Origin of the sequence: Pseudomonas sp. A-B-19, assembly GCF_019947515.1 — a bacterium.
Taxonomy (GTDB): Bacteria; Pseudomonadota; Gammaproteobacteria; order Pseudomonadales; family Pseudomonadaceae; genus Aquipseudomonas.
The window spans coordinates 426170-446813 of sequence record NZ_JAGYGN010000001.1 but is presented as its reverse complement, the minus strand read 5'-3'; the positions used below and the strand labels follow the sequence as shown (position 1 = coordinate 446813).

Annotated in this window: 19 protein-coding genes and 1 pseudogene; all 20 read left to right on the top strand. The window is 59.7% G+C overall.

The genetic code is table 11. The annotated features are described in order from the left end of the window. Nucleotides 1-26: 26 nt before the first annotated feature. Nucleotides 27-377: an Hpt domain-containing protein gene (locus tag KGA81_RS01985; RefSeq protein ID WP_223544337.1), complete on the top strand. Its 351-nt coding sequence runs from the start codon at nucleotides 27-29 to the stop codon at nucleotides 375-377. A 99-nt stretch (nucleotides 378-476) separates the two neighbouring features. Next, nucleotides 477-1826, top strand: a complete 1350-nt coding sequence (locus KGA81_RS01980; RefSeq protein ID WP_223544336.1) for a flagellar hook-length control protein FliK — start codon at nucleotides 477-479, stop codon at nucleotides 1824-1826. 237 nt (nucleotides 1827-2063) lie between these two features. Next, the gene (gene fliL, locus KGA81_RS01975; RefSeq protein ID WP_223544335.1) at nucleotides 2064-2567 is read left to right on the top strand and encodes a flagellar basal body-associated protein FliL; all 504 of its coding nucleotides are present in this window, start codon (nucleotides 2064-2066) and stop codon (nucleotides 2565-2567) included. A gap of 9 nt (nucleotides 2568-2576) precedes the next feature. Beyond that, nucleotides 2577-3545, top strand: a complete 969-nt coding sequence (fliM, locus tag KGA81_RS01970) for a flagellar motor switch protein FliM (protein ID WP_103394738.1) — start codon at nucleotides 2577-2579, stop codon at nucleotides 3543-3545. Nucleotides 3546-3611: 66 nt separating this feature from the next. Continuing rightward, nucleotides 3612-4058 carry a flagellar motor switch protein FliN gene (fliN, locus tag KGA81_RS01965; protein ID WP_218432701.1) on the top strand — a complete coding sequence of 149 codons (447 nt, stop codon included), beginning with the start codon at nucleotides 3612-3614 and terminating at the stop codon, nucleotides 4056-4058. After that, complete coding sequence (gene fliO, locus KGA81_RS01960) at nucleotides 4059-4502, top strand: flagellar biosynthetic protein FliO (protein ID WP_223544334.1); 444 nt, start codon at nucleotides 4059-4061, stop codon at nucleotides 4500-4502. Next, on the top strand, nucleotides 4502-5260 hold the full coding sequence (gene fliP / locus KGA81_RS01955) for a flagellar type III secretion system pore protein FliP (protein WP_411736533.1): 759 nt from the start codon (nucleotides 4502-4504) through the stop codon (nucleotides 5258-5260). Before fliO ends, fliP begins: the two co-directional genes overlap by 1 nt. Beyond that, on the top strand, nucleotides 5257-5526 hold the full coding sequence (gene fliQ, locus KGA81_RS01950) for a flagellar biosynthesis protein FliQ (RefSeq protein WP_007983364.1): 270 nt from the start codon (nucleotides 5257-5259) through the stop codon (nucleotides 5524-5526). The genes fliP and fliQ overlap by 4 nt, the downstream gene beginning before the upstream one ends. A 3-nt stretch (nucleotides 5527-5529) precedes the next feature. Further along, the gene (gene fliR / locus KGA81_RS01945) at nucleotides 5530-6312 is read left to right on the top strand and encodes a flagellar biosynthetic protein FliR (RefSeq protein ID WP_223544333.1); all 783 of its coding nucleotides are present in this window, start codon (nucleotides 5530-5532) and stop codon (nucleotides 6310-6312) included. 3 nt (nucleotides 6313-6315) lie between these two features. Then, on the top strand, nucleotides 6316-7455 hold the full coding sequence (gene flhB, locus KGA81_RS01940; RefSeq protein ID WP_223544332.1) for a flagellar biosynthesis protein FlhB: 1140 nt from the start codon (nucleotides 6316-6318) through the stop codon (nucleotides 7453-7455). Between the two features lie 647 nt (nucleotides 7456-8102). Beyond that, complete coding sequence (locus KGA81_RS01935) at nucleotides 8103-8753, top strand: hypothetical protein (RefSeq protein ID WP_223544331.1); 651 nt, start codon at nucleotides 8103-8105, stop codon at nucleotides 8751-8753. A gap of 346 nt (nucleotides 8754-9099) precedes the next feature. Continuing rightward, a pseudogene (locus KGA81_RS01930) lies at nucleotides 9100-9294 on the top strand (hypothetical protein); the annotation flags it as partial. A gap of 377 nt (nucleotides 9295-9671) precedes the next feature. Then, nucleotides 9672-11354, top strand: a complete 1683-nt coding sequence (locus tag KGA81_RS01925) for an Ig-like domain-containing protein (protein WP_223544329.1) — start codon at nucleotides 9672-9674, stop codon at nucleotides 11352-11354. 480 nt (nucleotides 11355-11834) lie between these two features. Then, a complete protein-coding gene (flhA, locus tag KGA81_RS01920) occupies nucleotides 11835-13964 on the top strand; it encodes a flagellar biosynthesis protein FlhA (RefSeq protein ID WP_223544328.1) in 2130 nt (709 codons plus the stop codon). Between the two features lie 11 nt (nucleotides 13965-13975). Next, a complete protein-coding gene (gene flhF, locus KGA81_RS01915; RefSeq protein ID WP_223544327.1) occupies nucleotides 13976-15304 on the top strand; it encodes a flagellar biosynthesis protein FlhF in 1329 nt (442 codons plus the stop codon). Between the two features lie 116 nt (nucleotides 15305-15420). Further along, nucleotides 15421-16251 (top strand): flagellar synthesis regulator FleN, encoded by an 831-nt coding sequence (fleN, locus tag KGA81_RS01910; protein WP_008001746.1) that lies wholly within the window; start codon nucleotides 15421-15423, stop codon nucleotides 16249-16251. Beyond that, nucleotides 16248-16988 (top strand): RNA polymerase sigma factor FliA, encoded by a 741-nt coding sequence (gene fliA / locus KGA81_RS01905; protein WP_223544326.1) that lies wholly within the window; start codon nucleotides 16248-16250, stop codon nucleotides 16986-16988. Before fleN ends, fliA begins: the two co-directional genes overlap by 4 nt. A 168-nt stretch (nucleotides 16989-17156) precedes the next feature. Continuing rightward, nucleotides 17157-17528 carry a chemotaxis response regulator CheY gene (locus KGA81_RS01900; protein ID WP_003183998.1) on the top strand — a complete coding sequence of 124 codons (372 nt, stop codon included), beginning with the start codon at nucleotides 17157-17159 and terminating at the stop codon, nucleotides 17526-17528. 21 nt (nucleotides 17529-17549) lie between these two features. Next, nucleotides 17550-18338, top strand: coding sequence for a protein phosphatase CheZ (locus KGA81_RS01895; protein ID WP_223544325.1), 789 nt, complete (start codon nucleotides 17550-17552; stop codon nucleotides 18336-18338). A 46-nt stretch (nucleotides 18339-18384) separates the two neighbouring features. Further along, nucleotides 18385-20643, top strand: a complete 2259-nt coding sequence (locus tag KGA81_RS01890; RefSeq protein ID WP_223544324.1) for a chemotaxis protein CheA — start codon at nucleotides 18385-18387, stop codon at nucleotides 20641-20643. Nucleotide 20644: the final 1 nt, after the last annotated feature.

The window sequence follows — 20644 nt, the reverse complement described above, 5'->3', positions numbered from 1 at the left end:
CGCATTCTTGATCAAGGAGTGAGCAAGTGGACGACAAACCTGTGGATCGCGGTGTGCTGAGTATATTGCAGGAGGTGATGGAAGAGGGCTATGCGGATTTGCTGGATATCTTTCTTGCGGACTCCGAGGAGCGCCTTGACGTCTTGCGAACGGCTGACAGTACTGCATTGCTCGTTGCAACCGCCCATAGCTTCAAAGGCAGCAGCAGCAATATGGGTGCCCTCAGGCTGGCCGAGCTCTGCCGCCAGCTTGAACAGCAGGCCGCAAGTTTGCCATGGGCGGCCGTTAAGGAGATGGTCGGTAAAATCGATCGCGAATTCGCCTCTATCCGGCCTGAGTACGAAGCTGAACGACAGCGTTGCACGGCGAAAATCTGAGCCTGCGTTTCATTTGGTCTCCTTGGAGTGAAACTGGCTCGACCTTTGCAGTTAACTCCTCAACTGTACTTACGAGCCCCGTGCAGCGGAGACCGTTTCATGCCCGTTACTCCCAATGTTCTGCTTCAGGCCTCCAGGCAGGCCAAGACTCAAGCCGCCTGCGCCAATCCTCCGGCGCTCACCGCTGAGCCCGGGGACAAGGCCGCAAGCTTCGCTCATGTCTATGCCAATCAGGCCCAGAGCAAGCCCAATGCATCGGCGGATACCTTGGTTAAACCGAGTCGTGAAAAAAGCTCCGGTGTCGGCGGGGAAAAAGACGCTGGCGACGACAAGTCTGCCGCCGGGGAGCCGATGGTTGCCGATGGCGGCAAATCCTTGCCTGCCGACACACCGGTTCAGGCTGATGGAAAAACTGCCGACGATGAGGCGTCAGATGCCGACCAGGCGCTGGTCGTCGATACCGCACCGCTCGATCCCGCGCTCGATCCCTCGTTGCAGCAAGCCGTACAGCCAGTAGTAACTGCGCCAGCGCCGGCAACCCCTGCCGTGGCCAACATTGTGCCGCCAACGGTTGACGCAGCGATCACCGTGACAACCGCACCGACACAGACTGCTGTTGACGGCGATTTCGATCCGCAGGCTGATCCGCTAGATGCATTGCCGGCGGTGCGCCTGGCGATGGAGCAGAGCGGTCACGTTTCGGCTTCCAGCCAGGCGCAGCCCAAGGCGGCACCGACACAGGCACAAGCCCAGGCTGACGGTGAGCTGACACCGGCGCAAAACTTTGCTGCCGGCATGGCGACCCTGCTGGATGTTCAGGCCGACAAGAACAGCACCCGCCAGGGGGACGACAAGGCTTTCAGCGGTTTGCTCGATGAAGGCCTGAAGGACCTCGAGTCCGCCAGCAGCGACACCCGTGTCGATGATTTCGCCAACCGTCTGGCTGCGCTGACCCAGGCGGCCACACCCAAGACCGCCAATGCCTTGCCGGTGAACCAGCCGATCGCCATGCACCAGAGCGGCTGGACCGAAGAGGTGGTGAACCGGGTCATGTACCTGTCCAGCGCCAATCTCAAGGCCGCGGACATCCAGTTGCAGCCCGCTGAGCTCGGGCGTCTGGACATTCGGGTGAACATGGTTCCCGATCAACAGACCCAGGTCACGTTCATGAGTGCGCATCCGGGTGTCCGTGAGGCGCTGGATGGCCAGGTCCATCGCTTGCGCGACATGTTCGCGCAGCAGGGCATGGGGCAAGTCGATGTCAACGTTTCGGACCAGTCCCGTGGTTCGCAAAATCAGGGGCAAAACCAGCAGGCTCAAAGCGGTCGCAGCCATGCGAGCGGGGGGCGCCTGGACTCGATGGATGACGACATTGCACCGAGCGTCGCTGAAGTGGCCGCCAGTGCGACCAGCGTGATCGGCTCCAGCGCAGTCGATTACTACGCCTGACAAACGAAACACCTAACCCTGTGGGAGCGAGCTTGCTCGCGATGGCGGTGTAACAGTCGATGAAAATGTGGACTGTTAAAACGCCATCGCGAGCAAGCTCGCTCCCACAGTGGTTTTACAGTGTTTTTCAGATTGCTGGCAGTCCGCCGCTCCATCTCCCTCTGACATTTCTGGCATAACACTTGCTCTTGCCTTGCCGTGCGACTGTGAAAACCCGATTAGTGACGGATTATTGGCATGGCGAAGAGCGACGCAGCAGTAAAAGACCCCGCAACCAAAGGCAAACTCAAGCTGATTATCGTGATCGTGGTGGCCCTGCTGCTGGCGATCGGTGTGTCTGTGGGGGCGACCTGGTACTTCATGCACAGCGCTCAGAGCAAACCTGCCGCCGCCGAGGCACAAATCGCTCCCGTCGGTAAACAGCCAGCGATTTTCGAGTCGATGGCGCCGGCCTTCGTGGCCAACTTCAACCAGAACGGTCGCCAGCGCTACATGCAGGTGAGCATCACCATGCTTGGGCGCAATCAGGCGGATCTGGATGCCCTCAAGGTCCACATGCCGGTGATCCGCAATAACCTGGTCATGCTGTTCTCCGGGCAGGACTTCGCGACCCTCGCCTCGCCAGTCGGCCAGGAAATGCTGCGGCAGAAAGCCACTGCCAGCGTCCAGGAAGTGGCCCAGAAAGAGCTCGGCAAAGTGGTGATCGAACAGTTGCTTTTCACTAATTTCGTACTGCAGTAGGAACACGACATGGCCGTGCAGGACCTGCTGTCCCAGGATGAGATCGACGCGCTGTTGCATGGCGTTGACGATGGTCTGGTACAGACCGAAAACGCTGCCGAACCCGGCACCGTCAAAAGCTATGACCTGACCAGCCAGGATCGCATCGTCCGTGGACGCATGCCGACCCTGGAAATGATCAACGAGCGTTTCGCCCGCTATACCCGCATCAGCATGTTCAACATGCTGCGTCGCTCGGCAGACGTGGCGGTCGGTGGCGTGCAGGTGATGAAGTTCGGCGAATACGTGCACTCGCTGTACGTGCCGACCAGTCTCAACCTGGTCAAGATCAAACCCCTGCGCGGCACTGCGCTGTTCATCCTCGACGCCAAGCTGGTGTTCAAGCTGGTGGACAACTTCTTCGGCGGTGACGGCCGGCACGCCAAGATCGAAGGGCGTGAATTCACGCCGACCGAACTGCGCGTGGTGCGCATGGTGCTGGAGCAGGCGTTCGTCGATTTGAAGGAAGCCTGGCAGGCGATCATGGAAGTCAATTTCGAGTACATCAACTCGGAAGTGAACCCGGCCATGGCCAACATCGTCGGCCCGAGCGAAGCCATTGTGGTATCGACCTTCCACATCGAACTCGATGGCGGTGGCGGCGACCTGCACGTGACCATGCCGTACTCGATGATCGAGCCGGTGCGCGAAATGCTCGACGCCGGCTTCCAGTCGGACCTCGACGACCAGGACGAGCGCTGGGTCAACGCCCTGCGCCAGGACGTGCTGGACGTCGACGTGCCGATCGGTGCGACGGTGGCCCGTCGGCAGTTGCGTCTGCGCGACATTCTGCACATGCAGCCGGGGGATGTGATCCCGGTCGACATGCCGGAAGAAATGATCATGCGCGCCAACGGCGTGCCGGCCTTCAAGGTCAAGATGGGATCGCACAAGGGCAACCTGGCGTTGCAAGTGATCGAGCCTATCGAGCGTCGTTGACCGGCGCTCGTACCCATTCGCGATTAACCGAATTCTGAATTTTTGCTCGCCGAGGACACTGACAATATGAACACCCAGGACGATCAGGCACTGGCCGATGAATGGGCTGCGGCCCTGGAAGAAACCGGCGACGCCGGGCAGGCCGACATCGACGCTTTGCTGGCGGCCGATTCCGGCAGTTCCGCGTCCAGCCGCCTGCCAATGGAAGAGTTCGGCAGCGTGCCGAAAAACAACGATCCGGTCAGCCTTGAAGGCCCGAACCTGGACGTGATCCTCGATATCCCGGTGTCGATTTCCATGGAAGTGGGCAGCACCGACATCAACATCCGCAACCTGCTGCAACTGAACCAGGGTTCGGTGATCGAGCTCGATCGCCTGGCCGGCGAGCCGCTGGACGTGCTGGTCAACGGCACGCTCATCGCCCATGGCGAAGTGGTGGTGGTCAACGAGAAGTTCGGCATCCGCCTGACGGACGTGATCAGCCCAAGCGAACGCATCAAGAAGCTGCGCTGAGTGAAAAAGGTTCTTGGATTTGTGCTGGCGATGCCGCTCAACGTGCTGGCGGCCGAGCCGCTTGCAACGGCAGCCACGGCTGCTGCGCCAGCGGTGAGCAGTGGTGTGGCTGGCCAGCTGACGCAACTGGTGTTCGGCCTGCTGCTGGTGCTGGGGCTGATTCTCCTCCTCGCCTGGTTGCTGCGGCGGGTCCAGCAGGCCGGTCCGGCCGGCAAGGGGCAGGTGATCGAGATTGTCGGTTCCCGCGCGCTGGGGCCTCGCGACCGGCTGATGCTGGTGCAGGTCGGCAACGAGCAGATTCTGTTGGGCCTGAGCCCCGGCAACATTGCTGCGCTGCACGTGCTCAAGGAGCCGGTGCAAGTGCCGAGTACCGAGAAACCGACGCCGGAATTTGCCCAGCGCCTGTTGGAGATGCTGGGTAAAGATCAGAAGGATAAGAAGTAATGGGTGCGCTACGCATCGTCTTGACGCTGGCCCTGATGCTGGGTGTGCCACTGGCATTCGGCGCCGATCCGCTGTCGATCCCGGCCATCACCCTGGGCACCAATGCACAGGGTGCGCAGGAATACTCGGTCAGTTTGCAAATCCTGCTGATCATGACCGCGCTGAGCTTTATCCCGGCGTTTGTCATGCTGATGACCAGTTTCACCCGGATCATCATTGTCTTCTCGATCCTGCGCCAGGCCCTGGGCCTGCAACAAACGCCATCGAACCAGATCCTCACCGGCATGGCGTTGTTCCTGACCCTGTTCATCATGGCGCCGGTGTTCGACCGGGTGAACCAGGACGCCCTGCAGCCGTATCTGGCGGAAAAGCTGACGGCCCAGGATGCGGTCGCCAAGGCGCAGGTGCCGATCAAGAACTTCATGCTCGCCCAGACCCGCACCAGCGATCTGGAGCTGTTCATGCGCCTGTCCAAACGGTCTGACATCGCGACGCCGGATCAGGCGCCGCTGACCATCCTGGTGCCGGCCTTCGTGACCTCCGAGCTGAAAACGGCGTTCCAGATCGGCTTCATGATCTTCATTCCGTTCCTGATCATCGACCTGGTGGTGGCAAGCGTGTTGATGGCCATGGGTATGATGATGCTCTCGCCGCTGATCATTTCCCTGCCGTTCAAGATCATGTTGTTCGTGCTGGTGGATGGCTGGGCGCTGATCATCGGCACGCTGGCCAGCAGCTTCGGCGGTGTATCGCCATGACGCCTGAAGTCGCGGTCGACATCTTTCGCGAAGCGCTGTGGCTGACCACCATGATGGTGGCGATCCTGGTGATTCCGAGTTTGCTGGTGGGCTTGTTGGTGGCGATGTTTCAGGCCGCCACCCAGATCAACGAACAGACCTTGAGCTTCCTGCCGCGTCTGTTGGTGATGCTGGTGACGCTGATCGTCGGCGGTCCATGGATGGTGCAGACCTTCATGGACTACATCCTGCAGCTGTACGGCAGCATTCCTCAGGTCATCGGCTAAACCATGTCACTGCTTGCGCTGACCGATACGCAGATCAGCACCTGGGTGGCGACGTTCATGTTGCCGCTGTTTCGCGTCGGCACCTTGCTGATGGTGATGCCGGTGTTCGGTACGACCCTGCTGCCGCGGCGCATTCGCCTGTATTTCGCCCTGGCCATTACCGTGGTCATCGCGCCGGGCCTGCCGCCGATGCCGCCGGTCAATCCCCTGGACCCGAGCGGGCTGTTGCTGATTGCCGAGCAGATTCTCATCGGTGCGGTGATGGGCTTCTCCTTGCAGCTGTTCTTCCAGGCCTTTGTGGTGGCCGGGCAAATCGTCGCCATTCAGATGGGCATGGGCTTCGCTTCCATGATCGATCCGGCCAACGGCGTATCGACGGCGGTGATCGGGCAGTTTTTCACCATGCTGGTGACGCTGCTGTTCCTGTCCATGAACGGTCATCTGGTGGTGTTCGAGATCCTCACCGAAAGTTTCACCACGTTGCCGGTGGGCGGCGGCCTGATGGTCAATCACTACTGGGAGCTGGCCGGCAAGCTCGGCTGGGTGCTCGGATCGGCGCTGTTGCTGGTGCTGCCGGCGATCACCGCGTTGCTGGTGGTCAACATCGCGTTTGGCGTCATGACCCGGGCGGCGCCGCAGCTGAACATTTTCTCTGTCGGCTTCCCCTTGATCCTGGTGCTTGGGCTGTTCATCGTCTGGGTCGGTCTGGCGGACATTCTCAATCAGTACCAACCGCTGGCCGCCGAGGCCTTGCAGTTGTTACGCGAAATGGCGCGGGCGAACTGAGTCATGGCCGAAAGCGAAAGCGGTCAGGACAAAACAGAAGACCCCACGGAGAAGCGCAAGCAGGACTCTCGTGAAAAGGGTGAGGTAGCCCGGTCCAAGGAGCTCAACACCCTGGCGATCATGCTGGTCGGTGCCTCGGCATTGCTGATTTTTGGCGGCGCCCTGGCGCAGGACATGATGGAGCTGATGCGCATCAACTTCTCGCTGCCACGGGAAGTGATACTGGATCAGCGCTACATGGCCACCTACCTGATGCGCTCAGGGCAAATTGCCCTGTGGTCGATCCAGCCGGTGATGATCACCTTGGTGCTGGCCGCCATCATCGGTCCGATTTCCCTGGGTGGCTGGCTGTTCGCGGCGAGTTCCATGGCGCCCAAGTTCAGCCGCTTGAACCCCGGTCCCGGCCTCAAGCGCATGTTCTCGACCAAGTCGCTGATCGAACTGCTCAAGGCCCTGGCCAAGTTCATCATCATCCTGTTCGTGGCGCTGGCGGTGTTGTCATCGGACATCGACGACCTGCTGCGCATCGCCCATGAGCCTTTGGACATGGCAGTCATTCACAGCCTGCAAGTGGTGGGCTGGAGCACCTTGTGGATGGCGTGCGGGCTGATCCTGATCGCTGTGGTGGACGTGCCGGTGCAGCTCTGGGAAAGCCACAAGAAACTGCTGATGACCAAGCAGGAGGTGCGCGACGAGCACAAGGACCAGGAGGGGCGACCGGAGGTCAAGCAGCGGATTCGGCAGCTGCAACGCGAGATGTCCCAGCGGCGGATGATGGCCGCCATTCCCGAGGCCGACGTGGTCATCACCAACCCGACGCACTACGCCGTGGCCCTCAAGTACGACCCGGAAAAGGGTAATGCGCCGGTATTGTTGGCCAAGGGTAGCGACTTCCTGGCCCTGAAGATCCGTGAAATCGCGGCGGCCAACGAGATCCTGCTGCTAGAGTCACCGGCGCTGGCGCGCTCGATCTACTACTCCACCGAACTTGAGCAGGAAATTCCCGGTGGGCTGTATCTGGCGGTCGCGCAGGTGCTGGCCTACGTCTACCAGATTCGACAGTACCGGGCGGGCAAGGGCAAACGACCGGATCCGCTCAAGGACGATCTGCCGATTCCGCCGGATTTGCGCCGCGACTCCTGAGCCGGGCGCAATTCCTTTGTGGGAGCGAGCTTGCTCGCGATAGCGCCTGCCCAGGCACAATATGTATCGGCTGACACACCGCCATCGCGAGCAAGCTCGCTCCCACAGAATCCTTCAAACCCCCTCTGTTTCTTGCCCCTGCAAAAGTTGGAAAGCTTCTTGCCGTAGCCGTCCTGCGCCTGCTTCAGGCGTCAAGGATTTGCTTTAAAGAAACGGGGAATACCGGTGGATCGCCCTCGGTTAATCAACAATGCCCGCAGCAACATTGCCGACCTCAGTCGGGGGCAATCCGGGTGTGCCGCTGTTGCTGCTGGTCATCTTTTCTGTCTGCGCAAAAGCAAGCCGCAAAGCTTGTCGGAAAATTCTGGTATGGGTCAGTTAACAGAAATCCAGGATCTGATGATTGATTGTGGCGAGGAGGCTTGCTCCTGCCGGGACGCATAGGAGCTGGCGGCATTCCTTTCCAACCTTTTACCAGCTGTCGGAATCCACCCCAACCTGTTATTTCTGACAGTAGACAGTCATCTCCTTTCAACGCTGTCATACCCGTGGGAATTCTCCCGGTCGATGTTCGGTAGTGGCGGCTTCGATCATTTGATACGAGCGCCAGGAATCGATGTTTACATCAAGTCTCAGAGGGAACAATCATGACAGAACGTCCATATAGAAAACTGAAAGGCATGGAGTTGGAGTTTGTTTCGGGGAGGTTGGTGGAAAATCCTCGCGAGTGGGCGATCGGTTACATCGTCACTTTCAAAATGAGCCTGGATTTCACGCATTTTGTGCAAATGGCCAATCAGTATATTTCGGGATATCTGAATAGTCCGATCAACGCCATCCGGCCTGAGTTGGACGGCGTTGCTTATCACTATGCCTACAATTATTTTTTCGATGCCGCCGGCAATATCCATGACAACAAAGCACTATTCGACGTTTTCACCCATCCAGAGCACTACATGGACCAATGGTCCTCGGGTGGGCTGGAGCAACGATATGGCAAACCCGAATTCGAAGTCATCGACGGGCAATTGCAAGTCACTGCACGGATGGACTTTCGTAGGGGCGATAAACGTCAAATCGTTATAGATGATTTGCCTATTATCCGTTTCATGTGGGCACTTAATCTTCTCGAGGGGAATGATCTACAGGCGCCAGAGACAAGGGTAGTGCTTGGGTACGCGCAGGAAGACATTGTCGAGCAAGAGGGTCTTTCAATGTTGCGAGGGACGCGTTACATGATCGGCAAGAAGCTTGAGTTTGGTGAGATTAGTAAGGAGAAGATTTTGATAGCAAAGTGAATTGTTATTCGGTTTGCGTCGAGTGCTATTAGTCCAGGCGGGGCACGCTGGCAAGGGCAAGCTCCCGGGTTCGCTCAAGAATCTGCCGATTCCGCTGGATTTGCGCCGTGACTCCTGATTTCGCGTTGTCTCTGCCGGCCTCTTCGCTGGCAAGCCAGCTCCTACGGGTTTGGCGATAACCTTGTAGGAGCTGGCTTGCCAGCGAAGGCGTCAGTCCAGGCCATGCATATCCCCCTGAAAAAACTCTCTATTTCTCCCTCTGCAAAAGTTGGAAAGCTTCTTGCAGTAGCCGTCCTGCGCCTGCTTCAGGCGTCAAAGATTTGCTTTAAAGGAACGGGGAATACCGGTGGATCGCTCTCAGTTAATCAACAGTGCCCGCAGCAACATTGCCGACCTCAGTCGAGGCAATCTGGGCGTGCCGCTGTTGCTGCTGGTCATGTTGGCGATGATGATGTTGCCGGTGCCGCCGTTCCTGCTGGACGTGTTCTTCACCTTCAAAGCAGAAAAGGAGACGGATCTATTTATGACCATTCTTTTGGTGGGCATGAATCCGTCGCTTCTATTCTCGACGAACTTACCTGGCGACAGGTCTACATTTATCCGATCCGCCGGTATTGGGCGCCCCAGTGTCTAGTCCTGAAATAGATTTACACCTGTTTCACCCCAACGCCCGATGCACCGCATCAGGCGTTTTGTAATTCAAAGACAGGTGCTGACGCTCGGGCAAAAGGGGACGTATTTATTAACTCTCGGGCCAGATGGCGATGCTGCCTGTACTGAATGGAAAAGTTGCTCCCACTCCACCGCCGCACTCCGATAGGATTTTACCGCTCGTCGCTACTGTCAGATCTGACAGTAGCGCCCTCCACAACGCTGGCATTCAATCACTCCGTCGCCCATCGTCCGGAGTTTTCGCCCATGCCTACCACCCACTCGCCCGACCTCGCTCCGCTTGCCCTCGAAGCACGTACCCCTGGCCGGACCAGTGCTTCGCACCCGTTGACCTTCAGAATCGGAGCCGTGCTGGATTTAAAGGAACCGGCGATCAAAGAAGCCACTGGCAACAACCTGGATCCGATCGCCGCCAAGGACCGTCTGACCGTGAGGGTGCCCGATAATGCCGCGCTGCGACCCGATGATCAGTTGAGCGTGACCTGGACGGGGGCGCCTGGCTCGCCCACGGGCGGCTCGCACACGACGCTGCCGCGGCCGGTGAGCCAGGGCCTGGAGGTGGACATGCTCCGCAGCGTGGTGGCCTTCAGCCTGGGCAAGGCGGTGACGGTGCGCTACACGGTCACGCGTGGCGGGGTGGATAAGGAGTCCCTGGCCTTGACCCTGAATGTGGGGGGCATTGCGGACGGGGATGACAATCTGACGACGCCGGCGATCACGCAGGCCAGCGGTGACGTGCTGGACCTGACCACGTTCGAGGGCGATGCGCTCATCACGGTGGCGATCTGGCCCTTGATCGCCGCAGGACAGAAGATCTGGCTGCGCTGCCACGGCACCCGACAGGACGGCACACCGCACACGATCCCGTTGCGGACCTCCTCCAGCGTGAGCGCCGCCGAGGTGGTGAACGGGTTGAGCAAGGTGCTGCTCAGGCTCGACCTGGAGCTGTTCAAGCATGACACGCCCCTGCGCATTGAGTTCAAGGTGACCTTCGATGGCAGCTCGGTCGAGGCCCGGGCGGTCACCTTCCCGGTGCGCACCTACACGGTCAAGGCGCTGGTGGCGCTGACGCCCGCGATCACCTCGGTCACGGACAGCGCCGGCAAGGAGATTCCCGAGGGTACCGCCACGGTCGACACCGCGGTCACGCTCAGCGGCACCGCCACAGCCAGCCAGAAGGTGGAGATCTTCGATGACGCCGACCTCAAGGGCGAGGCCGATGTCGGTGCCAACGGGGTCTGGACGCGTCAGGTGACGGGCTTGGCCGTGGGCATCCGCAGCTTCACCGCCAAGGGGCTGTACGGCTCCGAACCGATCTCTGCTCCACCGTGGACCTTGACGGTAACGGCGCCTTTGGCCATAAATCCATCCAAGATGATCTTGGCGGGTACCAAGTTTATCCAAGCATACGGGTGGACAGCGAAGGAGGTTTATGGCAACACAGCGACGCGGACCGCGACAGGTGGTCAGGGCCCTTATACCTATACTTCTGATAATCCTGTCATCGCTACAGTAAATGCCACCACCGGCAAGGTATCCGGGATGAAGAATGGAAGCACCACCATCCGCGCAACCGACAGACCTGGCAATAGCGTGTCATATCCGGTCGACGTTGCTAACGTGTATCGGGTTCTAATCAACGACAACATGATGTTGCCATCTCAAGTCCATGCGTGGCATCAATCTCTCGGCGGCTCGATACTCCGCCCAACTACTGAAATGTTCGATGCCAACTTTTCAAATATTTCTCAGATCGTCGGCCCACAGCCCGATAAACGTTGGATACAACTCAACTATAACAACGATGGCACTGCTTGGATGACTGGCCTTCGAGCGAAAAACCAAGCAACGACCGGCGAAGTCGCCCATTGGCCGTACTATCAGACAGAGCAAGCCGGCGAGCGCGGCCGCGGGATGGCTTTCGTCTGAACGTTTGCGCACGAGATCTCGTCGTTGAAGGCCTCTTGAATAACAGGGTGAACTGGACCCTGTGCAGGAAAAAAGGTGACCAGAAAAAAGATGACGGATCTATTTATGACCATTCTTTTGGTGGGCATGAATTCGTCACTTCTATTCTCGACGAACTTACCTGATGACAACGACGATCTGCCGATTCCACCGGATCTGCGCTGCGATTCCTGATTGGTGTTCGCAATGCCAGCCTCGTCACGCGGGCAAGTCTGAATGCCGCCCGCTCGCTCCTACAGTCCTGTGTCGTTCGTATATGTTGCGACCGACTCAATAACTGTAGGAGCGAGGCTTACCCGCGAATGCGCCAGTTCAGGCAATACCCCTCCCGAAACAGACCTCTATTTCAACCTCCCGCAAAAGTTGGAAAGCTTCTTGCAGTAGCCGTCCTGCGTCTGCTTCAGGCGTCAAAGATTTGCTTTAAAGGAACGGGGAATACCGGTGGATAGCTCTCAGTTAATCAACAGTGCCCGCAGCAACATTGCCGACCTCAGTCGAGGCAATCTGGGCGTGCCGCTGTTGCTGCTGGTCATGTTGGCGATGATGATGTTGCCCGTGCCGCCGTTCCTGCTGGACGTGTTCTTCACCTTCAACATTGCCCTGTCCATCGTCGTTCTGCTGGTATGCGTCTACGCCTTGCGCCCGCTGGATTTCGCGGTGTTCCCGACCATTCTGCTGGTGGCGACGCTGTTGCGCCTGGCGTTGAACGTGGCCTCGACGCGGGTGGTGATGCTCCACGGCCAGGACGGCCATGCGGCGGCCGGCAAGGTGATCCAGGCGTTCGGCGAGGTGGTGATCGGCGGTAACTACGTGGTCGGTATCGTGGTCTTCGCGATCTTGATGATCATCAACTTCGTCGTGGTGACCAAGGGCGCGGGGCGCATTTCCGAGGTGAGCGCGCGTTTTACCCTCGATGCGATGCCCGGCAAGCAAATGGCGATCGACGCCGACCTCAACGCCGGTCTGATCGATCAGGCCCAGGCCAAGGCCCGCCGCTCGGAAGTCGCTCAGGAAGCCGAGTTCTACGGCTCCATGGACGGTGCCAGCAAGTTCGTGCGCGGTGACGCCATTGCTGGCCTGCTGATTCTGTTCATCAACCTGATCGGCGGTATGGCGGTCGGTATCTTCCAGCACAACATGACCTTTGCCGACGCAGGCAAAGTGTATGCGCTGTTGACCATCGGTGACGGTTTGGTGGCGCAATTGCCATCACTGTTGTTATCGACAGCCGCTGCGATCATGGTGACCCGTGCTTCCGGCTCGGAAGACATGGGCAAGCAAATCAATCGCCAGATGTTCGCCTCGCCCAAGGCGCTGGCGGTGGCCGCGGGCTTGATGGCGGTCATGGGCCTGGTGCCCGGCATGCCGCACTTCTCGTTCCTGAGCATGGCGGCCTTGGCGGCCGGCGGCGCTTACCTGTTCTGGAAGAAGCAGAGCGTCGCCAAGGTGCAAGCCCTGCAAGAGGTCAAACGCCAGCAGGAGCTGCTGCCGTCGCCGGCCCGCGCCCAGGAAACCAAGGAGCTTGGCTGGGATGACGTGACGCCGATCGACATGATCGGCCTGGAAGTGGGGTATCGCCTGATTCCGTTGGTGGACCGCAACCAGGGCGGCCAGTTGCTGGCGCGGATCAAGGGGGTGCGCAAGAAGCTGTCCCAGGATCTGGGCTTCCTGATGCCGACCGTGCATATCCGCGACAACCTCGACCTGGCGCCCAGTGCCTACCGCCTGACCCTCATGGGGGTGATCCTGGCCGAGGCCGAGATTTACCCGGATCGCGAACTGGCGATCAACCCGGGACAGGTCTATGGCACGCTCAACGGCATTACCGCCAAAGATCCGGCTTTTGGCCTGGAGGCGGTCTGGATTGAAATCAGCCAGCGCGCCCAGGCGCAATCCCTCGGTTATACGGTGGTCGATGCCAGTACCGTTGTGGCTACCCACTTGAACCAGATTCTCTACAAACATTCCAGTGAGCTGATCGGTCACGAAGAAGTGCAGCAGCTCATGCAATTGCTGGCCAAAAGCTCGCCGAAACTGGCCGAGGAACTGGTGCCGGGCGTGGTTTCGCTGTCGCAACTGCTCAAGGTGTTGCAAGCGCTGTTGGCCGAGCAAGTGCCTGTGCGCGACATCCGCAGCATTGCCGAGGCCATCGCCAACAATGCCGCCAAGAGTCAAGATACCGCCGCGCTGGTGGCTGCCGTGCGGGTTGGCGTCTCCCGTGCAATCGTGCAAAGCATTGTAGGCACTGAGTCAGAGCTGCCAGTGATCACGCTGGAGCCAAGGTTGGAACAGATATTGCTCAATAGTCTGCAAAAGGCCGGGCAAGGCTCGGAAGAAGGCGTTCTGCTGGAGCCAAGCATGGCGGAGAAGCTGCAACGCTCGCTGATCGATGCGGCGCAGCGCCAGGAGATGCAGGGTCAGCCGGTGATTCTGCTGGTGGCCGGTCCGGTTCGCGCAATGCTCTCGCGATTTGGCCGGCTCGCAGTCCCGGGTTTGCACGTGTTGGCTTACCAGGAAATCCCTGACAACAAGCAAGTGACCATCGTTGCGACAGTAGGGCCCAACGGCTGAGGTAGTGGTTTATGCAAGTTAAGCGTTTTTTCGCCGCCGATATGCGTCAGGCCATGAAGCTGGTTCGCGATGAGCTGGGCGCCGATGCCGCCATCATTGGCAATCGTCGGATCGCCGGTGGTGTCGAGCTGACGGCTGCGCTGGATTACAAGTTATCGGCGCTGGCGCCGCGTGTTCCGAACATGGAGCTCGAAGACGAGTTGCGCAAGACTCAGTCGCGGATCGTCACTGCCCAGGCCGAATTGAGCCTGCGTAGCGATGGCGAGAGCGATCACAGCACCAACCGTCAGTTGTTCGCCGGCTTGCCGTTGACTGCCGCCGAGCCGCTGGTCGAGCCGACGTACGCCGAACCCCGTCGCCCCGCGCCAGCCGCTGTGTCTGCGTCCGGTGGCGTGGACCCGCGCGCGTTCGACTCGATGCGTTTCGAGCTCAACAGCCTGCGCGAACTCATGGAAGTCCAGCTGGGCTCCCTGGCCTGGAATCAACTGCAAGGCAGCCGTCCGGACCAGGCCAACCTCTGGCGACGCCTGCAACGCATCGGCCTGTCCGGCCCGCTGTCGCGCGACCTGCTGGCGCTCATCACCGGGATCGAAGAACCTCGTCAGGCCTGGCGCATGTTGCTGGCGCACCTGGCGCGGATGATCGTTACCCCCGAAGTCGAGCCGCTGGAAGAAGGCGGTGTGATCGCCATGGTCGGCCCTGCCGGCATGGGCAAGACCACCACCCTGGCCAAGCTGGCAGCCCGTTACGTGCTCAAGTACGGCGCGCAGAACATTGCGCTGGTGAGCATGGACAGCTTCCGCATCGGTGCCCAGGAGCAGCTCAAGACCCTGGGGCGCATTCTCAATGTGTCGGTGACCCACGTCGATCCGGGCCAGTCCCTGGTGCAGGCGCTGGAACCCTTGCTGCGCAAGCGCGTGGTGCTGATCGATACCGCGGGCCTGCAGGCCAGCGACCCGGCCCTGCGCATGCAGCTCGAAAGCCTGGCCGGTCGCGGCATCCGTTCAAAAAATTATCTGGTCCTGGCAACCACCAGCCAAAAGCAGGTTCTAACCGCCGCTTATCACAGTTACAAGCGTTGTGGGCTCGCTGGCTGCATCCTGACTAAACTGGATGAGACGGCTAGTCTGGGCGAGGTGTTGAGCCTGGCCATCAGTCATGAGTTACCCGTGGCCTACCTGACCGATGGCCCGCGGATTCCGGATGATCTCCATCTGCCGCGCCGTCATCAGTTGGTCAGTCGCGCCGTCAGCGTGCAAATGCAGGAAGAACCCAGCGAGGAAGCCATGGCTGACATGTTCGCTGATATTTACCACAGCCAAACCAAGCAGGTTGGCTAAGGTAGTAATGAACAGTTTTTGTACCTACATCGATGGTCTGCCATGCATTGTTCCGATTGCGAACGCGCAGCCAGTAATGTGGCCTCCGTCTATGCAAGACAAGGTAAAGAAATAACATGGGCAGCATGCATCCCGTACAGGTGATCGCGGTGACCGGCGGCAAAGGTGGCGTCGGGAAAACTAATGTGTCAGTGAACTTGTCCCTGGCTCTGGCTGAGCTTGGCCGGCGCGTCATGCTGTTGGACGCCGACCTGGGACTGGCGAACGTCGACGTTCTGCTGGGCCTGACACCCAAACGTACCCTGGCCGACGTGATCGAGGGCCGCTGCGAACTGCGCGATGTACTGCTGCAGGGACCTGGCGGCATCCGTATCGTTCCGGCCGCATCCGGCACTCAGAGCATGGTGCATCTGAGCCCCGCGCAACACGCCGGCCTGATCCAGGCCTTCAGTGATATCGGCGACAACCTCGACGTATTGGTGATCGACACCGCGGCGGGCATTGGTGACTCGGTCGTCAGTTTCGTTCGCGCAGCCCAGGAAGTGCTGCTGGTGGTGTGCGATGAGCCGACCTCGATTACCGATGCCTACGCCTTGATCAAGTTGCTCAATCGCGACTACGGCATGAACCGCTTCCGCGTCCTGGCCAACATGGCCCAGAGCCCGCAGGAGGGGCGCAACCTGTTCGCCAAACTGACCAAGGTCACCGATCGCTTCCTCGACGTCGCCCTGCAATACGTCGGCGCGGTGCCCTACGACGAAAGCGTGCGCAAGGCCGTGCAGAAGCAGCGTGCCGTCTACGAGGCCTTCCCGCGCTCCAAGTGCTCGCTGGCATTCAAGGCCATCGCGCAAAAGGTCGATACCTGGCCACTGCCTGCCAACCCCCGTGGGCACCTGGAATTTTTCGTCGAGCGCCTCGTGCAGCAGACAGCAGGACCGGTTCTATGACAGCAAGCGGTTACAACCTCTACAGAAAATCGGCCCGTGATGCGCAGTACGAGCTGATCGAGCGTTACGCGCCGCTGGTTAAACGCATTGCCTACCACTTGCTGGCGCGTCTGCCGGCCAGCGTCCAGGTCGAAGACCTGATCCAGGCCGGGATGATCGGCCTGCTTGAAGTGTCGACCAAATATGACGCCGGCAAAGGCGCCAGTTTCGAGACGTACGCGGGCATTCGAATCCGCGGCGCCATGCTCGATGAAGTGCGCAAGGGGGACTGGGCGCCACGTTCGGTTCACCGCAATACGCGCATGGTCAGTGACGCCATCCGCTCGATTGAAGCGAAAACCGGTCGTGACGCTAAAGATCACGAAGTTGCGGCCGAACTCCAATTGAGTCTCGACGATTACTACGGGATTTTGAACGACACCCTGGGCAGCCGGTTATTCAGTTTCGACGATCTGTTGCAGGACGGCGAACACGAAGGGCTGCACGAGGATGGCGCGAGTGCTCATATCGAGCCGTCACGCGACCTGGAAGATGAACGCTTCCAGGCTGCGCTGGCGGAGGCGATTGCCAATTTGCCGGAGCGTGAGCGACTGGTGTTGGCGCTGTACTACGACGAAGAGTTGAACCTCAAGGAAATCGGTGAGGTCCTGGGGGTCAGCGAATCTCGGGTCAGCCAGTTACACAGCCAGTGCGCGGCCCGTTTGCGGGGGCGTTTGGGGGAGTGGCGAGCGCGCTGAAGGCAGTGTGGGGGACACTGCGAACGAAGCCGGTGTGGTGTTGAACTGCGCCGGTCTCGATCTGTGGTGCTCCAGACAGTCATTGAGTGCTTTGCCGGATTGATTGAAATGGCGCGTCCAGGTGCTGGGCGCGTTTAAGACTGCTTGGAGGTCGAATTGGACAAGAACATGAAAATCCTCATCGTTGATGACTTCTCAACGATGCGGCGGATCATCAAGAACCTGCTGCGTGACCTTGGGTTCACCAACACCGTCGAGGCCGACGATGGCACTACCGCCATTCCGGTACTCAACAGCGGAAGCATCGACTTTCTGGTAACGGACTGGAACATGCCTGGCATGACCGGTATCGATCTGCTGCGCCACGTGCGTGCCGATGAAAAGCTCAAGCACCTGCCAGTGCTGATGGTGACCGCTGAAGCCAAGCGTGAGCAGATCATCGAAGCGGCCCAGGCCGGCGTTAACGGCTATGTGGTCAAACCCTTCACGGCCCAGGCGTTGAAAGAAAAAATCGAGAAGATTTTCGAACGCATCGGTTGATGAGTGCGCCACGGGGGAGCTATGGGCAATAACGAAACTTCATTGGGCGACTTTGAGTCGACCCTGAAAAAACACGCCGTCGAATTGGTCGAGAGCCTTGAAAAAGGCAAGTTCGGCGACGCGGTGCAATTGATCCATGAGCTCAACCAGACCCGTGACCGCGGCCTGTATCAGGAAGTGGGCAAGCTCACTCGCGAACTGCATAGCGCGATCGTCAATTTCCAGATTGACCCGCACATGCCGCAAGCCGAAGAAGTGTCCCAGATCACTGACGCCGCCGAGCGTCTGGGCTATGTGGTCAAGCTGACCGAGGCCGCGGCCAACCGCACCATGGACCTGGTGGAAAGTGCCACGCCGCTGGTCAATGGCCTGGCGGATGAAGCCCAGGTCTTGAGCGCGGACTGGGGGCGCTTCATGCGTCGCGAAGTCGGCGCCGAAGAGTTTCGTGAACTGGCCCGGCGGGTCGACGGGTTCCTCGCGCGCAGCGGCACGGACAATCGCGCGGTGTCGGGCAACCTCAACGACATCCTGCTCGCCCAGGATTACCAGGACCTCACGGGGCAAGTGATCAAGCGAGTGACCCAGTTGGTCACCGAAGTCGAAAGCAACCTGCTCAAGCTCGTGCTGATGGCCAGTCAGGTGGACCGCTTTGCGGGCATCGAACATGACCGTGAAGCGATGCTTGCTGAAAAAGATCCACAAAAACATCTCTCTCAGGGTGAAGGTCCGCAGATTCATGCCGATAAAAGAGAAGACGTTGTGTCCGGTCAGGACGATGTGGACGATTTGCTGTCCAGCCTGGGATTTTAGCGTTTCAGGTTTTTTAGGTTTTTAGACCTTTAGGAGCACCCCCTTAATGAGCTTCGGCGCCGATGAAGAGATCCTTCAGGATTTCCTGGTTGAGGCCGGCGAGATTCTAGAGCAACTGTCCGAGCAACTGGTCGAGCTGGAAAGCCGTCCGGATGATGCGGATCTGCTCAATGCAATTTTTCGCGGTTTTCACACTGTAAAAGGGGGCGCCGGCTTCCTCCAGCTCAACGAGCTGGTGGAGTGCTGCCACATCGCCGAGAACGTGTTCGACATCCTGCGCAAGGGGGAGCGTCGCGTCGATTCGGAACTGATGGACGTGGTTCTCGAAGCGCTGGACGCGGTGAACAGCATGTTCAGCGAGGTCCGCGATCGCGGCCCGATCACGGCCGCTACACCGGAACTGCTCGCGGCGCTGGCACGTCTGGCCGAGCCGCAATCGGCTGACGAGGCGGCTGCTGTACCTGTCGCCGCCGTGGTCGAAGCGCCTGTGGCTGAAAGCGAATCGGGCGATATCACCGACAATGAATTCGAACAACTGCTGGACTCGCTGAACGCCGTCAAGGCTCAGGCCGAGGCACTGGCACCTGTTTGTGCGCCGGTTAGCGATACCGCTGCCAGCGATGAAATCACCGATGCCGAGTTCGAGTCGTTGCTCGATCAACTGCACGGCAAGGGCCAGTTCGCCGTTGACGCGCTGGTCCCGGCACCGGCTGCGGCAGAGGCCCCGAAAGCGGCCGGCGACAGCTCCGATATTACTGACGACGAATTCGAAGCACTACTCGACCAACTGCACGGCAAGGGTAACTTCGCTGTCGATGCGCTTGAATCGGCCATTGCTTCTGTGCCAGCACCTGCTGCGCCAGCCGCCATTGCGGCCGGTAGCGACCTGATCAGCGATCACGAATTTGAATCGCTGCTCGACGAGTTGCACGGCAAGGGCAAGTTCAGCGAAGTCGGCAAGGCGACAGTTGCCAGCGGATCGAACGCGTCCGTTGCCGCGCCGGCCGCGAAGGCGGCGACGCCGAAACCGGTGGCCAAGGCACCTGAGCCAAAAGCCCAAACGCCAGCTGCTGGCGCTGCACCTGCTGCCGCCCGTACTCCGGCCGCGCCACCGGCGGAAAAACCGGCCAGCGAAGCCGAGACCACCGTGCGCGTCGATACCGCGCGTCTCGATGAGATCATGAACATGGTCGGCGAGTTGGTGCTGGTGCGTAACCGCCTGGTCCGCCTGGGCCTCAACAGCGGCGACGAAGCCATGTCCAAGGCCGTGTCGAACCTCGACGTGGTCACGGCCGACCTGCAAACCGCGGTCATGAAGACCCGGATGCAGCCGATCAAGAAAGTCTTCGGGCGCTTCCCACGCCTGGTTCGCGACCTGGCTCGCCAGCTCAAGAAAGAGATCAACCTGGAGCTGGTCGGCGAAGAAACCGACCTCGACAAGAACCTCGTCGAAGCCCTGGCCGACCCGTTGGTCCACTTGGTGCGTAACTCGGTCGACCACGGTATCGAAGAACCAGCTGAGCGCGAAGCGATGGGCAAGCCTCGCAGCGGCAAGGTGATCCTGTCCGCTGAACAGGAAGGCGACCACATCCTGTTGTCCATCTCCGATGATGGCAAGGGTATGGACGCCGATGTTCTGCGCGGTATCGCCGTGAAGAAAGGCTTGATGGACAAGGACGCGGCGGACCGTCTCAGCGAGTCGGATTGCTTCAACCTGATCTTCGCTCCGGGTTTCTCGACCAAGACCGAGATTTCCGACGTCTCCGGGCGCGGCGTGGGCATGGACGTGGTGAAAACCAAAATCGCCCAGCTCAACGGCACCATCAATATCTACTCAACCAAGGGCAAGGGTTCGAAGATCGTCATCAAGGTGCCGCTGACCCTGGCGATCATGCCGACGCTGATGGTCATGCTCGGCAACCAGGCGTTTGCGTTCCCGCTGGTGAACGTCAACGAGATCTTCCACCTCGACCTGTCGACCACCAACGTCGTGGACGGCCAGGAAGTGGTGATCGTGCGGGACAAGGCACTGCCATTGTTCTATCTCAAACGCTGGCTGGTCAGTTCCGCCGCTCACGAAGAGCAGCGCGAAGGCCATGTGGTGATCCTTTCGGTGGGCACGCAGCGGATCGGCTTTGTCGTCGATCAACTGGTGGGCCAGGAAGAAGTGGTCATCAAGCCGTTGGGCAAAATGCTCCAGGGAACCCCGGGCATGTCTGGCGCCACCATCACCGGTGACGGCCGCATCGCGCTGATTCTCGATGTCCCGAGCATGCTCAAGCGTTACGCCACACGGCGTATTTGAT